Consider the following 15,229-nt stretch of genomic DNA (forward strand, 5'->3'; position numbering starts at 1 on the left):
ATGAATCTGACTGAACCCCGCGAACTGGCACCCTTGCTGGAGGCCTTTCTCCTGGCCTCGGGTAAACCGCAATCCCTGGAGCGCCTGTTCGAACTCTTTGAAGAAGCTGAACGCCCGGAGCCGCCGGTATTCAAGAAGGCGCTGGAGATCCTGCGCAAGTCCTGCGACGGCCGTGCCTTTGAGTTGCGCGAAGTGGCGTCGGGTTATCGCCTGCAGATCCGTGAGAAGTTTTCGCCGTGGGTGGGGCGCTTGTGGGAAGAGCGGCCGCAGCGTTATTCGCGGGCAATGCTGGAGACCATGGCGCTGATCGCCTATCGCCAGCCGATTACCCGTGGCGAAATCGAGGACGTGCGTGGTGTGGCGGTCAACAGCCATATCGTCAAGACCCTGCTGGAGCGCGAGTGGATCCGCATCGTGGGTTACCGCGACGTGCCCGGCAAACCGGCGATGTTCGCCACCACCAAGGTGTTCCTCGATCATTTCAACCTGAAGAACCTCGACGACCTGCCGCCCCTGGCTGAACTGCGCGAAATGGAGGCCGAGCCGGTGCTCGACTTCGACGATGCGCCGGTGCCGCAAAGCCTGCAGGAACTGGCCGATGCCAGCGCCGAGCCGGAGGAGCCCAAGGACGAAACCAGCTTCCATACGCTGTTGTTGGAGCTCGATGATATGGAGCAAGGGATCAAGACTGATTTTGACGACCTGTTGCGTGATGCTGCCGACGAGCCGCAGACCGAGGTGAACGTTGAACCCGAGCCCGAAGTCGAAGAAGACATCCTCGGCGTCGCCGATGCCCGGGAAAAACTGCTGGCCGCCGTCGCCGCCCTGGAACAGCCGCCGCTGAGCGACGAAGAAGACGAAGCCCGGGCGCTGGCCGAAGCCATCGAAAACGAACGCCGCCAACTCGAAGACTGACGCAATAAAAACTGTGGGAGGGGGCTTGCTCCCGATAGCGGAGTGTCAGGCAGCAGATGCATCAACTGATCCACTGCTATCGGGAGCAAGCCCCCTCCCACATTGGATCTCCATTGTCTCCATTGGTCTGGATTGTCTGGGAGAAAACATGAGTTCCACCAAAGACCCGTGCATCAGCATCTGCAAGTTCGCCAACGACATCTGCGTCGGTTGTGGCCGCAGCAAGCGCGAAATCCGCGCCTGGAAGAAGCTCGACAAAGTCGACAAGCGCACGGTGCTGGCTGAAGCCGAGCTGCGATTGCTGGCGCTGGGTGCCACCGGTCGGCGGAAAAGCAAATGACTTGGACGTTATCGACTAGTCTGTGATGCGCAACACGCGCCATGCGCGTATGATTCTCGACCCCTTGCCGACCTATTCGGCCAAGGCCCCGCTTTCAAGACCCCTCAGGCCACGCCTGAATCGACCCACCGGGAGGTGCTTACGATGAATGACCAAGACCAGAAAGACCAGGAAATCGGCCCAGCAGGCGAAAAGCTGCAAAAAGTGCTGGCGCGTATCGGCGTGGGCTCGCGCCGCGACGTCGAAGCCTGGATTACCCAGAAGCGCATCAAGGTCAACGGCGTCGAGGCTACCCTCGGCCAGCGCGTCGACCTGCACGATGCAATCACCATTGATGGCAAGGTCATCAAGCGTGAAGAGGCCGCCGAATCGGTGCGCCGGGTGATCATGTACAACAAGCCCGATGGCGAAATCTGCACCCGTGACGACCCGGAAGGCCGTCCGACCGTGTTCGACAAGATGCCCAAGCCCAAGGAAGGCCGCTGGATCAACATCGGTCGTCTGGACATCAACACCACCGGCTTGCTGATGTTCACCACTGACGGCGAACTGGCCAACCGCCTGATGCACCCGTCCTACGAGATGGATCGTGAATACGCCGTGCGTGTACGCGGTGAAGTCGATGACGAGATGATCGAACGCCTCAAGGCCGGCGTGGTGCTGGAAGACGGCCCGGCCAAGTTCACCGACATCAAGCAGGCGCCAGGCGGCGAAGGTTTCAACCACTGGTACCACTGCGTGGTGATGGAAGGGCGTAACCGTGAAGTGCGTCGCCTGTGGGAATCCCAGGGGCTGGTGGTCAGCCGCCTCAAGCGCGTGCGTTTCGGCCCGGTGTTCCTGAACTCCGACCTGCCGATGGGCCGCTGGCGCGAAATGAGCCAGTACGAAGTCGACATCCTCAGCGCCGAAGTTGGCCTGACGCCTGTCGCCATGCCGCAGATGAACGCCAAGAGCAAAGACAAGCTCGAGCGTATGCAGCGTAAATCGTCGCGCCCTGTTGCGCGTACCGAGCGCGTGGCTCGCACCCTGCGCCCGGCGCTGAATGCACCGGCAACCGGCGGTCGTATTTCTCGCGAGCCGCAGATCGAAGGTGAGCGTCGCCCAACCGCACCGTCCCGCCAGGAAGGTGATCGTGCACCACGCACACCGCGCCCGGCCCGTGGCGAAGCGCCAAGCGGCGGTCGCAGCAACCGTGGTGAAGCCGATCGCCCGGCCGACAACGCCAGTACCAAGCGTCCAGCCAAGCCAGCGGCGAACAAGCGCCCTGGCCCGAAACTGGTAGCTGATGAGCCGTCGGGCAAGCGCCGTGGCGCCCCGGCAGGTTCGGGTCAGCGTCCTGGTTTTGGTCGCAAGAAGCCGCAGTGATGCGTTAAGCGCTGCATAAAAACGCCAACCCTAGGGTTGGCGTTTTTTTTGATCTGAATTTGAAATGCAATCAACTGTGGGAGCTGGCTTGCCTGCGATAGCGGTGTGCCAGTCACCTTTGTGCTAACTGACCCACCGCTATCGCGGGCAAGCCCGGCTCCCACAGGGATATCTACACGTCTGATGATCTTTTAAAAGGCAAAGGAGCCATCAAACACCGGCTTGTCATCCAGCGCCAACACCCCACTGGCAAAGATCAAATCCAAGTGATGACTGCCTTTCTGCCCGCCGCCCAGGCCCAGGTGCAGCCCGCAATGGCGCTCCTCGAACCCGGCATTGCGCGCATACAGATCCTTGACCCCTTCGTTGGTGCCAATCCCTAGCTCCTCCACCCGACGGTTGGACGGGTTGGCATTCAGGTACTTGTTGAAATCATCCGCCAGCCCCGGCACGTCGCTGGCCACGCTGCAAATGGTCGAGTTCTCGATCCACAATTCCAGCGGTGATTGCAGCACGCCGTATTTGCGCGCAAACGGAATAGTGCTGAGGAAGGTACCGACAAACCGCACCTGGCCGTTGATGGCTTCACTGTGGGTGGCGATTTCGCCGGGGGCCAGGTCGTGGTTGCCGACGCCGTTGATATTGGTCCACTTCTTGATGCTGCTCATCGGCGCTTCAAGACGTGAACCGTGCTTGTCGGTGAAGCTCAGCACATTGGCCTGGGACATGCGTCGGATCAGCGTGGCGTTAAGGTCGGCAATACGCTGTGGCTCGACGCTGAAGGTGTCGTAGAAGTAATCACCATAATCCTTGAATAGCAGGGATTTCTTCCAGTGCTCGGCCATCACGCCGTGCAGGGCGCGGATAAAGTCCGGGCCTTCGGCGCGTGGGTTGGGCAGGGTGGAAGAGTCGTAGAGAAACAGGTACAGGTCACAGTCTTCGATGGCTTGCACCAGGGCTTCGCTGGGAGCCAGGTCCAGGCGTTGCAACTGGAAGTTGAAGCGGGCGGCGCTGCCGTGGGTGATTGCCTGGGCGATGGCGTCGTAGCGTTCGGTATGGCCCAGCAGCACGGTGGGGCGACTCAGGCCGCTGAGGGCTGGGTGGTGTGCGAGGTAGTAGAGAAAGTGTTCGACGGCGCGGGCCTTGTCCATGACGGGTGTCCTTCTGTGCCTTGGGTAAGGGGGCAGGTGCCGTGCACAGCACCTGCCGGATGCCTGCCGGGTATTAGAAAGGCCACATCGCGGTGCCGAAAGGCACAACGGCATCGGCTTGCATCATTTCAACGGCGGCCTCATGGGTCGGCGCTTCAAACCAATCGTCGAGTTGCAGTTCGGTTTCCAGGTCTTTTTCCAGTGCTTGCATGGTGTATCTCCTAGAGGACGTTGATTGAGAACGGCTTGCCCGCGGGCTTCGTGGGCAAGTGGAAAGAACCTAGAAGAGAGTGTTTCAAAATGCAAAAAAAATATTGACACGGTTTCATTTGGATTTTTTCTTCTGTTTTTGGCGAGCTATTTTTTATTCAGAAAAAACAGCGTATTGGCTGAACCGTTTATTCAGAAAATCCCCACTGACAATTTTCCGTTGGCTGTCCATAAAACCTGGCTGTAACGCAGTGTTTCCGCATTGTAACGATAAGTTTACGAATTTGCCCCGGGAGTCTTGGGCGACCTGTAGCTGTAAGGATTGGCTGACAGTTTGTCGCGTGCACTCTGTTGGGGCGTGCCGAAGCTGTCGAGCGGTGTACAATGCGCCGCGTTTTACTGTGACCCCCCTTGCGTACCCACGCAAAAGGCCAAGACCTCAGGGTTCGATCCCCCTGATCATTCCGCCTGGCCACGAGCCGGACGGGTTCGATTTCGTCACAGATAAAAACAAACAGGTGACGTATGACCATTAGAAAGACGCTGTACTCCTGGTGCCTGCGCTGGGGTTTGAACGGCGCTGCTTGAGTTGGTAATTCAAGGCAGCAACCTGCATTCATATCCTCAAACCTTGCGTGAGACCCTTTCATGAGTGGAACCCATTCCTCTTCAGGCGAGCTGAAACGCGGCCTGAAAAATCGGCATATCCAGTTGATCGCCCTCGGTGGCGCCATCGGTACCGGCCTGTTCCTGGGCTCGGCCGGGGTGCTCAAATCCGCCGGCCCGTCGATGATCCTGGGCTATGCCATCTGCGGCTTTATCGCCTTCATGATCATGCGCCAGCTCGGCGAGATGATCGTCGAAGAGCCGGTAGCCGGTTCGTTCAGCCATTTTGCCCACAAATACTGGGGCGGTTTCGCCGGCTTTCTGTCGGGCTGGAACTGCTGGATTCTTTACATTCTGGTGGGTATGTCGGAGCTGACCGCTGTCGGCAAATACGTGCACTACTGGTGGCCGGAGATCCCGACCTGGGTGTCTGCGGCGGCTTTCTTCGTGCTGATCAACGTGATAAACCTGGCCAACGTAAAGGTCTTCGGTGAAGCCGAGTTCTGGTTTGCCATCATCAAGGTGGTGGCAATTGTCGGCATGATTGCCTTGGGCAGCTACCTGCTGGTCAGTGGCAGCGGCGGCCCGCAAGCCTCGGTGAGCAACCTGTGGGACCACGGCGGGTTTTTCCCCCATGGTGTTGGCGGGTTGGTGATGGCCATGGCGATCATCATGTTCTCGTTCGGCGGCCTGGAAATGCTTGGTTTTACCGCCGCCGAAGCCGATCAACCACGCACCGTGATCCCCAAGGCGATCAATCAGGTGATCTACCGCATCCTGATTTTCTACATCGGTGCCCTGGTGGTGCTGTTGTCGTTGACGCCGTGGGACAGCCTGCTGGCGACTCTCAACGCCTCTGGCGATGCCTACAGTGGCAGCCCGTTCGTGCAGGTGTTCTCGATGCTGGGCAGCAATACCGCCGCGCATATCCTCAACTTCGTGGTGCTGACGGCGGCGCTGTCGGTGTACAACAGCGGCACCTACTGCAATAGCCGTATGTTGCTGGGCATGGCCGAGCAGGGCGACGCGCCCAAGGCCCTGGCGAAGATCGACAAGCGTGGCGTGCCGGTGCGCTCGATCCTGGCCTCGGCGGCGATCACCCTGGTGGCGGTGCTGATGAACTACCTGATGCCCCATAACGCGCTGGAACTGCTGATGTCGCTGGTGGTGGCCACGCTGGTGATCAACTGGGCGATGATCAGCTTCTCGCACTTCAAGTTCCGCCAGCACATGAATCGCACCGGCCAGGTGCCGCTGTTCAAGGCGCTGTGGTATCCGTATGGCAACATTATCTGTGTGGCGTTCGTGGTGTTTATCCTGGGCACCATGTTGATGATTCCAGGCATTGACCGCTCGGTGTACGCGATCCCGGTGTGGGTGGCGTTCATGGGGGTGTGTTACTGGATCAAGAACAAGCGGGCGCAGCAGTCCGTGGATATGGCGGTCCCCGCGGTGAAGTAAGCGTCAATGTTGTTAAGCAGACCCGGCCTTGTGCCGGGTTTGTTGTTTGAGGGGATGGCCAAGGTGCATTCGCGTATCCTAGGGCTTCTTCCGGAGGACCGTGTTACTCATGCTGGTGATTTCCAATAACGTACAGCTGCCCGATGCCGAGATCGAGCTGACCGCGATCCGCGCCCAGGGCGCCGGTGGTCAGAACGTCAACAAGGTGTCGAGCGCAGTGCACCTGCGGTTTGATATTCCGGCGTCTTCATTACCGGAGTTCTACAAGGAACGCTTGCTGGCGCTACGCGACAGCCGTATTACCAGCGAAGGTGTGCTGGTGCTCAAGGCCCAGCAATACCGTACCCAGGAGCAGAATCGTGCCGATGCGTTGGAGCGCCTGGTGGAGTTGATCCAGAGCGCCACCAAGGTCGAGAAAAAGCGCCGTCCGACCAAGCCCACCCTGGGGTCCAAGAAGCGCCGCCTGGAGTCCAAGACCAAGCGCGGCAGCATCAAGGCCGGGCGAGGCAAGGTCGACTTCTAGGCGTCGCGCGTTTCCCGGGCCTTGGGTGCCTGGCGGTACAGGTATAGACTCAGCAGCAAACCGGCGGCGGCGGCGAGGGCGGCGAACAGGAAGATCGATGCAAAGCCGAAACCTGCTGCCACGGCGCCTGCCAGTGGCCCGGTGATGCCCAGGGACAAGTCGATAAACAGCGAATAGGCGCCTACCGCCGAGCCACGGCTGGAGGCGGGCACCAGGTTGACCGCCTCCACGCCCAGCGCCGGAAATACCAGAGAAAAGCCGAAGCCGCTCAACGCCGCGCCAGCCAGCGCCAGTTGGGCATCCGGCGCCAGCCACAGCAACAGCAGGCCGAGGACTTCCACCGACAGGCAGGCAATCGCGACGCGAAAGCCGCCAATGCGGTTGATCAAATTGCCAAACAGCAAGCGTGCGCCGATAAAACTGGCGCCGAACAGGCTCAAGGCCCACACCGCGTTATCCCAGTGCTGGGTGGTGTAATACAGGGTGATAAAGGTGGCGATGGTGCCAAAGCCGATGGAGCCCAGCGCCAGCGCGCAACCGTGTGGCAACACGCGGCCCAGCACATTCATGAACGGCAGACGTACGCCGGGTACAATCGGCGCGGCTTGTTTTTTCCAGGCCAACAACACGCCCAGCACGGCGAGCAGAATGATGCTCACGCCCATGCTCCACAGCCCGAACCGGCTGACCAACAGCACCCCCAATGGTGCGCCGACCGCCAGCGCGCCGTAGCTGGCGATACCGTTCCAGGAGATGACTTTGGCGGTGTTCGCCGCGCCAACGCGGCCGATGCCCCAGCCGATCGCGCCGGAACCCACCAGGCTTTCGGCGCTGCCCAGCACCAGTCGACCGATCAACAGGCTGCCCAGGCTCACTGCCGGCAGGCTGGAAAACCACGCCGCCAGCAACATGAACACGCCACTTGAACCGCAGCCCACCAGGCCAATCAGCACGGCGCGCTTGCTGCCCAGGTTGTCGATAATCTTGCCGGCATAGGGGCGGCTCAACAGGGTCGCCAGGTATTGCACGCTGATGACCAGCCCGGCGATCACGGCGCCATAGCCCAATTGGCTATGCACATAGCCCGGCAGTACAGCCAGGGGGATGCCGATATTCAGGTAGCCGATAAAGGTAAACAGCACGATGGAAACGACTTGCAGCGTGACGGCCATGGGTCGCTGGGTATCTGGCATGGGAGAGGTCCACTGTCGCAGCAGGTAAAGATAGGCTGCTAATGATACCGGCGCGCAGGCCGGGCAGGGCGGCAAAAATGTAAAACCTCGGATCAAAGATGCATCAGGCTTGGGCGGGAGCCAGCAATTGAGTCGTCACCAGGGCTGCCAGGGCATTTTCCTGGGTGCCGAAGCGCTTGAGCAGTGCGGCTTGCTTGTCTGCACTGAGGCGGTTCCAGACTTCGACCATCTGCAAGGCAGCGTCGAGCACGGCGGCGTCCGGCGTATCGGGAAGGGTTGTGGTCATGATGAGCGTCTCGAATGATTCAGGCAGTGTGGAAAGCGCTCAAAGGTGCGCTTTCCACACGGTCTGGTACGGCGTCAGTCTTGGCGTTTGCTGTCGACTGGTTTTGCTTCTTTGGTCGCAGGCTGCTTGTTGCTGGCCTGCTGCGGTGTTGGCTGCTCGGTTGGGTGCAGGCTTGGGAAGGGGAGATTAGGTATCTCGTGCATCGTCGTCGCTCCTCGCAAGGTCTGTTTTCAATCGCAGGTGATTGCGCGCTCTCAAAAAGCCTTGGCAGGATACAGCACCGTAAATGACAAAAAGACTTTTATCTCGGCGGACGCACAATTTTTAATACTTGCGACGCAAGTGACATGAGAACGCCCCCTAGAACGGTACCTTGCCCAGGATCATGTCGCGGTACATCACGAAATCCCCCAGCAAGCTATAGAACGGGTGCTGAAAGGTCGCCGGACGGTTCTTTTCGAAAAAGAAGTGGCCAATCCAGGCAAAGGTGTAGCCAGCGATTGGCAAGGCCAGCAACAGGAGCAGTGACCCCCGGCCTATGGCGTACGCGAGGATACCGATCACCAGGGTGGTGCCGATGAAATGCAAGCGCCGGCAGGTGCTGTTGCCATGTTCGCTCAGGTAGTACGGGTAAAACTCGGCAAAGCTGTTGAATTTTCTGGTGTTTTCCACGGTGGCCGGCCCTCTGGTTGTTGTGCCGCCCAACAGGTGTTCGGCGGGGAGCTTATTTGAGTCTAGAGTGATCAGTGGTATCAGCCAGTGACAATAGATGCCACTTTAGTATCCTTGGCTTCCTGGCTGCCGTTTGAGCCTGCTTTCAATAAGAAGACGCCATGAGCGAACGAACAACTTCTGCAAGCTGGGCGATGGGGATAGTCAAGGCGTTGGAAATGGACGGCCTGGATTGCCGTGCGTTGTTCAAGCAACTGGGCCTGGACTATGCCGCCCTCAGTGACCCGGACGCGCGTTTTCCCCAGGATTCCATGACCCGCCTGTGGCAGCGGGCGGTGGAGGTGTCAGGCAACCCGGCGATTGGCTTGAACATGGGCAAGGTGGTGCGGCCGGCCTCGTTCCATGTTGCCGGTTATGCGCTGATGTCCAGCAACACTCTGGCTGAAGGCTTTATGCGATTGGTGCGCTACCAGCGCATCATCGCCGAAAGCGCCGACTTGAGCTTCCGACTCTTACCCGAAGGCTATGCGTTGATTCTGACAGTGCATGGCGATCATCTGCCGCCGACCCGGCAAAGCGCCGAAGCCTCGCTGGCCAGTGCGCTGGCGCTGTGCGGCTGGCTTACCGGGCGCACCCTGCAACCGCGCAAAGTGCTGCTGCAGGGCGATCAACCAGCGGACCTGGCGCCGTACAAACAGGCCTTCCATGCGCCGCTGCAATTCAATGCGCCCTATGACGCGCTGATCTTCGAGCAAGCCGACATGGATGCACCGCTGCCCACGGCCAACGAGGCCATGGCGCTATTGCATGATCGTTTTGCCGGTGAATACCTGGCGCGTTTCTCTGAAAGTCGCGTCACCCACAACGCGCGACAGGTGTTGTGCCGCCTGCTGCCCCAGGGGGAGCCCAAGCGCGAAGCGGTGGCCCAGACACTGCATCTGTCCCAACGTACCTTGCAAAGACGTTTGCAGGAGGAGGGCACCAGTTTCCAGGCGTTGCTCGATGACACCCGCCGCGAGCTGGCCGAGCAATACCTGGCGCAGCCAAACATGACCTTGCTGGAAATTGCCTACCTGCTGGGGTTCGCCGACCCGAGCAACTTCTTCCGCGCGTTTCGCCGCTGGTTCAATGCCACGCCCGGCGAGTACCGGGCACGGCTGCAGGAAATGTCGTCGGTCAGTGGCGCCAAAATGCCGGAATACACAGCACAAACACGGTAATGATCTCCAGTCGACCCAGCAGCATGCCCAGCGACAGAATCCACTTGGCTGCATCCGGCAGGGTGGCGAAGTTGCCGGCCGGGCCGATGGTTTCACCCAGGCCCGGGCCGACGCCGGACACGGTGCTGGCGGCACCGGTCAGCGCGGTCATCCAGTCCACGCCCAGCAGTGACAAGGCCAGGGCGATGGTGCAGATGGTAATGGCAAAGAAAAATGAAAAGGTCAGGATCGACCGCACAATTTCTTCGTCGAGGCGATGACCGTTGTACTTTTGCTTGATCACCGCACGTGGGTGGATCAACTGGTTCAAGTTGGCCTTGAGCAGGATATAGGCGACCTGGAAACGGAAGATCTTGATGCCGCCGGCCGTGGAGCCCGAGCAGCCGCCGATAAAGCCCAGGTAAAAGAACAGCATCAGTGAGAAGTTGCCCCAAAGGCTGTAGTCCCCCAGTGCAAATCCGGTGGTCGTCATTACCGAAGTCACATTCAGCGCCACATGGCGCAAGGCATCGAGCCAATGCAGGTCGGTGGTCCACCAGTACCAGGTGCCGAGCACCAGCCAGGTCACGAGCAATAGGCCGAGCAAGCCTTGCACCTGCTGGTCCTTGATCAGCGCTCGACGGTTGCCGCGCAACGTGGCCACATACAGGGCGAATGGCAAGCTGCCGAGGATCATCACCACCACCGCGACCCAGTGCACGGCCGGTTGTTTCCAGTGCGCGAGGGACTCATCCGAGGTGGAGAACCCGCCGGTGGAAATCGCCGACATTGCGTGGTTGATCGCATCGAACAAACCCATTCCGGCCCACCAGAATGCCAGGCTGCCGAGGATTGTGATGCCCACATACGCGGCCACGATCAGCCGCGCCACCATGTGCGAGCGGGGCATGACCTTTTCCGAGCGGTCCGAGGATTCGGTCTGGAACAGGCGCATACCACCAATACGCAGCAGCGGCAGGATCGCCACCGCCATGCCGATAAAGCCGATACCGCCGAGCCAGTGCAGCAGCGAACGCCACATCAGGATGCCCGGCGACATGCTGTCCAGGCCGCTCAGCACGGTGGAGCCGGTGGCGGTGATGCCGGACATGCTTTCAAAGAACGAGTCGGTGTAGCTGATGTGCTGGGTCAGCAAAAAGGGCAGGGCGGCGAAGATGCACACCACCACCCAACTGCTGACGGTCAGCAGGTACATGTCCCGGGGGCGCAAGTGCACATGCTCCGGGCGACCGGGGATGACCAGGGCCAACCCGGCGATAAAGGTGATCAGGCTGGCCCACAGGAATGAGGGCAGGTCGCTGGTGCGTTCGAAGATCACCAGGGTGGCCATCGGGATGACCATGGCGACGGCAAGGGTGATCAGGAAGATGCCGATGATGAAACCGATGATACGTAGGGTCGGCAACGCCATGAAGTTCGCTCGGGTGATTGGGCAGAGGCGCCATTCTACCGACGGTGCTGGGCATGTAAACCAGAGTGCTTGAGGTTACCCGGAGCAAAATGTGGGAGGGACTTGCTCCCGATAGCAGCTGATCAGCGCAGAATGTATCTGCTGATCCACCGCTATCGGGAGCAAGCCCCCTCCCACAAGGTCGCCTTTTTCAGTACCGCAGGGATCAGAACTCGTGATCAGCGCTGTCCGGGTTCAGGTCACTGATGCCCAGCTTGCCGGCAGCGGCCTCGATCGAACCGGTCTGCTTGACCAGGGCGGCAATCGCGTCGCGTACGATCTGGTTGCCCTTGTCGTTGCCTGCGGCGATCAACTGGTCGTAGTGCTCGCCGGCGTTGGCGCGGTCGACCATGACCTGGATCTTCGCTTCGGTTGCTGCCAGGTCCGCCTTGAGGGCGGCATCGGCAGCCGGATCGGCCTTGGCTACCAGGGACGACAGGCTGGCGCCGGTCAGCTTGGTGCCGTCAACGCGGGTGTATTCACCCAGATAAACGTTGCGGATGCCCTTGGCGTCGTAGAACTGCGAGTTGTGGGTGTTATCGCTGAAGCAATCATGTTCGTCTTCCGGCGAATTGGCTTCCAGGGACACCTTCATGCGCTCGCCGGCCAGCTCGCCCAAAGACAGGCTGCCCATGCCGAACAGCATTTTACGCAGGCCGTCGGTAGCCGGATCCGACTCCAGGGTGGCGCGGTAGTTGTCTTCGACGTTGGGTTTCCAGTTGCCGACCATTTCTTCCAGGTCGCTGACCAGCAGTTGAGTCACTGCGCGCAGGTAAGTGCGGCGGCGCTCATTGTGACCGCCGGTGGCACCGTCACCCGTCAGGTAGTCCGAGGCCGGACGGTTGCCCGCGCCTGGGCCGGTGCCGTTGAGGTCCTGGCCCCAGAGCAGGAATTCGATGGCGTGGTAGCCGGTGGCAACGTTCGCCTCGGAACCGCCCAGCTCATTGAGGCTGGCGAGTTTTTCCGGGGTGATTTCCTTGACGTCGATCTTGTCTTCGCCGACCTGGATCTCGCTGTTGGCAATGATGTTGGCGTTGGCGCCCGGGTTACCCAGGGCGTGCTCGTAGGACTTGTCGACGTAGTCGATCAAGCCTTCGTCCAGGGGCCAGGCGTTCACTTGGCCTTCCCAGTCGTCGATGATGGTGTTGCCGAAGCGGAACACTTCACTTTGCAGGTACGGGACGCGCGCGGCGATCCAGGCGGTACGGGCCGCTTTCAGGGTTTCGTCGTTCGGGTTGGCGAGGAAGGTGTCGACCGCTGTCTGCAGGGTTTTTGCGGTGGATTCGGCATCGCTGTATACCGCAAACACCATGTCTGCGTAGTGCGCGACAACCGCCTTGGCGGCTGCTTCGTCGACCTGGCCGGCAGCCGGTGCGGTTGTGCTGGCGGCGGCGGGTGCTTGAGGCGCGGCGGCCTTGTCTTTACCTTCGCCACAACCGGCGAGAGAAATGGCAATGGCCAGCAGACTGGCGGTGGCCAGGGGCATACGAATCATGGCGAACATCCTGCTTCGAGTGTGAATAGGGCGCGCGGGGAGCGCAAAAGCTGCGACATAATGCGAAATATTTGCATTTTGTGTAAAGGCTTATACGCGGGAAATATTTGGTATTGGTTGGTTAATTCACAGACTCACCGCGTTATTACGCTCGGACTGCTTCAAATAAGCCGCCAGCTCCCGCGCCTGCAGCGGTTTGCTGTAGTGATAACCCTGACCCTCATGGCAGCCTTCGGAGATGATGTACGCCTCTTGTTCGGCGGTCTCCACGCCTTCGGCAATCACCTGCATACCCAGGCTTTTGCCCAGTTGGATAATGGCGCGCACGATCGTTGCGTCATCGTCATCATCCTGCAGGTCCTGGACGAAGCTTTTGTCGATCTTGATCTTGTCCAGCGGCAAGCTTTTCAGGTAGCTCAGGGATGAATAACCGGTGCCGAAGTCATCAATGGCGATCAGCGCCCCGGAGCGACGCAGGCTCAGCAGGTGCTGGGCGGCGGTGCTGATGTCTTCCATCAGGCCGGTCTCGGTCACTTCCAGTTCCAGGCTGCGGGGCGGCAAGCGATAGATCTGCATCAGGTTGTTGACCACCCTCGGCAACTCGGTGTGGTGCAGTTGCACGGTGGACAGGTTGACGGCGATGCGCAGCGTGGTGAAGCCCTGATCATGCCATTCGCGCAGTTGCCGGCACGCCTGGTCCAGCACCCATTCGCCGATCGGGATGATGGTGCCGTTCTGTTCCGCCAGCGGAATAAACAGATCCGGCGGTACCAGGCCGTGTTCCGGGTGTTGCCAGCGCAACAGGGCCTCTACGCCGACTACGCGATGGTCGCGGTAGCTGATTTGCGGCTGGTACACCAGGTGGAACTGGTCGCGGCTCAGCGCATCGCGCAGGTCCTTTTCCAATTCGCGGCGCCGGCGCATTTCGCTGTCGACGCTGGCGATGTAGAACTGATAGCGGTTGCGCGAGCGGCTCTTGGCCAGGGTCATGGTCTGCTCGGCTTTTTGCAGCAACTTCTCGGTGCTGTCGCCATCTTCAGGGAACAGCGTGATGCCGATGGTGGCACGCAGCCTGATCAGGTCATGCTCAAGTGCGAACTCCGCCTCCAGGTCATCCAAAATGCTTTGCGCCAGTTCGGCGGCTTCGTAAGGCTGGTCGATATCGGCCTGCACCAGGGCGAACTGGTCGCCTCCCAAGCGGGCAAGCGTGCCGAGGCGTCCGCTGTGGGCGCGCAGGCGATCGGCCAGGGCCAGTAGCAGTTTGTCGCCGGCCTGGTAGGTGAATTGTTCGTTGACGCTCTTGAAATCATCCAGCCCAACGCACAACACCGCCACCCGGCGCTGCCTGCGGCCGGCGTCAGTGAGGATCTTGTCCAGCTGTTCCTGCAGCTTCTGGCGGTTGGGCAGGCCGGTCAGGAAGTCATATTGGGCCATGCGCAACAGGCTGGATTCGGCCTCGTGGCGCAGGTGGGTATTGCGCTCGATGGACTCGAGCAACTGGTTGGCGGTGTTTATCCACTGCCCCAGTTCGTTGCGTTCGTGGCCCTTGAGCTGAGGGATCTTGTGTGCGCTGGGGCGGTCCGGGTTGATCGAGGTCAGGTGCTGGATAATCCGTGACAGCGGTTTGGTCAGCATCCAGTGATACACCAGGTACAGCACCAGCCCCATGGCCAGGGCGCGCAATACGCCCGAGATAAAGATGATGACCGAGCTGACCAGAAAACCTCTGCCATAGGTGGCGGTATCCAGGGTGATACTGAGGTCGCCGTAATATTCGCTGTAGGGGCCTTTGCCGACCAATGCGGTGGTAAAGGAGCGTTCCTGGCCGAGAATCAGGTCGGTCAGCCAGCGGCTGGGGGATTGCTGCAACGCACGGCTTTTTTCCGCCAGCATGGTCTCGTTGGGATGACCGATGGAGGCCATGCGCACGGCGTCGTCCTGGAACAACCCTTCGATCACTTGCATACCCATCTCGCGGTCCAGGCTGTAGACGGCCTGGGTCGAGGGGTCGCGAAACATGTCGAGGATACGTTGCGCATCGCCAGCCACAGCCTGGCGCGTCTTGTAGGCATCAAAAACAATCTGCGCCACGCTCAACGCCACGCCGACGATCAAGGCCGACAGCAGCACAACCCGTAGCAACTTCACCGACAAGCTGTTTTTGAGTTCCAGCTTCAAAGGGGCATTCCTTGTCTCATGCGGGTGGCCGTCAATATGCCATGAGTATTGGCAATCTGAGGATGGCAGTCAAAGGGACATTGGGGCCGCAGCTTAATTGAGGTTTTGGCCGGATAAACGCAGGAAAGATCAGGGGGCTCAAAGCCCTGCAGCGGAGAAGGCGG

At 60.1% G+C, this 15,229-nt stretch carries 14 protein-coding genes; 6 read left to right on the plus strand and 8 right to left on the minus strand.

The window, feature by feature from the left end; genetic code table 11:
- The 3 genes from scpB to rluB all read left to right on the plus strand — a co-directional run bounded on the left by scpB (position 1) and on the right by rluB (position 2,620).
- On the plus strand, positions 1–915 hold the full coding sequence (scpB, locus tag E4P01_RS25525) for an SMC-Scp complex subunit ScpB (RefSeq protein WP_032879731.1): 915 nt from the start codon (positions 1–3) through the stop codon (positions 913–915).
- Between the two features lie 148 nt (positions 916–1,063).
- Complete coding sequence (locus E4P01_RS25530) at positions 1,064–1,255, plus strand: DUF1289 domain-containing protein (protein ID WP_216092016.1); 192 nt, start codon at positions 1,064–1,066, stop codon at positions 1,253–1,255.
- A gap of 144 nt (positions 1,256–1,399) precedes the next feature.
- Positions 1,400–2,620: a 23S rRNA pseudouridine(2605) synthase RluB gene (gene rluB / locus E4P01_RS25535; protein ID WP_005790814.1), complete on the plus strand. Its 1,221-nt coding sequence runs from the start codon at positions 1,400–1,402 to the stop codon at positions 2,618–2,620.
- A 191-nt stretch (positions 2,621–2,811) separates the two neighbouring features.
- Here rluB and E4P01_RS25540 read toward each other — a convergent pair whose 3' ends face one another.
- Both E4P01_RS25540 and E4P01_RS25545 read right to left on the minus strand, forming a co-directional pair.
- Complete coding sequence (locus tag E4P01_RS25540; RefSeq protein ID WP_032879733.1) at positions 2,812–3,771, minus strand: hypothetical protein; 960 nt, start codon at positions 3,769–3,771, stop codon at positions 2,812–2,814.
- Between the two features lie 73 nt (positions 3,772–3,844).
- Positions 3,845–3,982, minus strand: coding sequence for a hypothetical protein (locus tag E4P01_RS25545; protein WP_003237751.1), 138 nt, complete (start codon positions 3,980–3,982; stop codon positions 3,845–3,847).
- Between the two features lie 647 nt (positions 3,983–4,629).
- Between E4P01_RS25545 and E4P01_RS25550 the strand changes: the two genes are divergently transcribed.
- Together E4P01_RS25550 and arfB are read left to right on the plus strand one after the other, a co-directional pair.
- Positions 4,630–6,048, plus strand: a complete 1,419-nt coding sequence (locus E4P01_RS25550) for an amino acid permease (RefSeq protein ID WP_032879735.1) — start codon at positions 4,630–4,632, stop codon at positions 6,046–6,048.
- Positions 6,049–6,157: 109 nt separating this feature from the next.
- Entirely contained in the window at positions 6,158–6,571 is a 414-nt protein-coding gene (arfB, locus tag E4P01_RS25555; protein ID WP_003193787.1) for an alternative ribosome rescue aminoacyl-tRNA hydrolase ArfB, read from the plus strand.
- On the opposite strand, the gene E4P01_RS25560 is transcribed toward arfB, so the two are convergent.
- The 3 genes from E4P01_RS25560 to E4P01_RS25570 form a co-directional block, all read right to left on the minus strand.
- On the minus strand, positions 6,568–7,764 hold the full coding sequence (locus E4P01_RS25560) for an MFS transporter (protein WP_005790807.1): 1,197 nt from the start codon (positions 7,762–7,764) through the stop codon (positions 6,568–6,570). The two genes, arfB and E4P01_RS25560, sit on opposite strands and share 4 nt — an antisense overlap.
- 103 nt (positions 7,765–7,867) lie before the next feature.
- The gene (locus tag E4P01_RS25565) at positions 7,868–8,050 is read right to left on the minus strand and encodes a hypothetical protein (RefSeq protein ID WP_032879737.1); all 183 of its coding nucleotides are present in this window, start codon (positions 8,048–8,050) and stop codon (positions 7,868–7,870) included.
- 360 nt (positions 8,051–8,410) lie between these two features.
- Positions 8,411–8,722 (minus strand): DUF962 domain-containing protein, encoded by a 312-nt coding sequence (locus E4P01_RS25570; protein WP_005790802.1) that lies wholly within the window; start codon positions 8,720–8,722, stop codon positions 8,411–8,413.
- Positions 8,723–8,883: 161 nt separating this feature from the next.
- Between E4P01_RS25570 and E4P01_RS25575 the strand changes: the two genes are divergently transcribed.
- Entirely contained in the window at positions 8,884–9,942 is a 1,059-nt protein-coding gene (locus E4P01_RS25575) for an AraC family transcriptional regulator (RefSeq protein ID WP_032879739.1), read from the plus strand.
- Here the strand turns inward: E4P01_RS25575 and E4P01_RS25580 are convergent.
- The 3 genes from E4P01_RS25580 to E4P01_RS25590 form a co-directional block, all read right to left on the minus strand.
- On the minus strand, positions 9,899–11,353 hold the full coding sequence (locus E4P01_RS25580; RefSeq protein ID WP_032879741.1) for a TrkH family potassium uptake protein: 1,455 nt from the start codon (positions 11,351–11,353) through the stop codon (positions 9,899–9,901). The genes E4P01_RS25575 and E4P01_RS25580 overlap by 44 nt on opposite strands.
- 205 nt (positions 11,354–11,558) lie before the next feature.
- A complete protein-coding gene (locus tag E4P01_RS25585; protein ID WP_078822164.1) occupies positions 11,559–12,887 on the minus strand; it encodes an imelysin family protein in 1,329 nt (442 codons plus the stop codon).
- A gap of 126 nt (positions 12,888–13,013) precedes the next feature.
- Positions 13,014–15,065, minus strand: coding sequence for a GGDEF domain-containing phosphodiesterase (locus tag E4P01_RS25590; protein ID WP_078822163.1), 2,052 nt, complete (start codon positions 15,063–15,065; stop codon positions 13,014–13,016).
- Positions 15,066–15,229: the final 164 nt, after the last annotated feature.

Origin of the sequence: Pseudomonas sp. NCIMB 10586 (genome assembly GCF_023127895.1) — a bacterium.
Lineage (GTDB): Bacteria > Pseudomonadota > Gammaproteobacteria > Pseudomonadales > Pseudomonadaceae > Aquipseudomonas > Aquipseudomonas synxantha_A.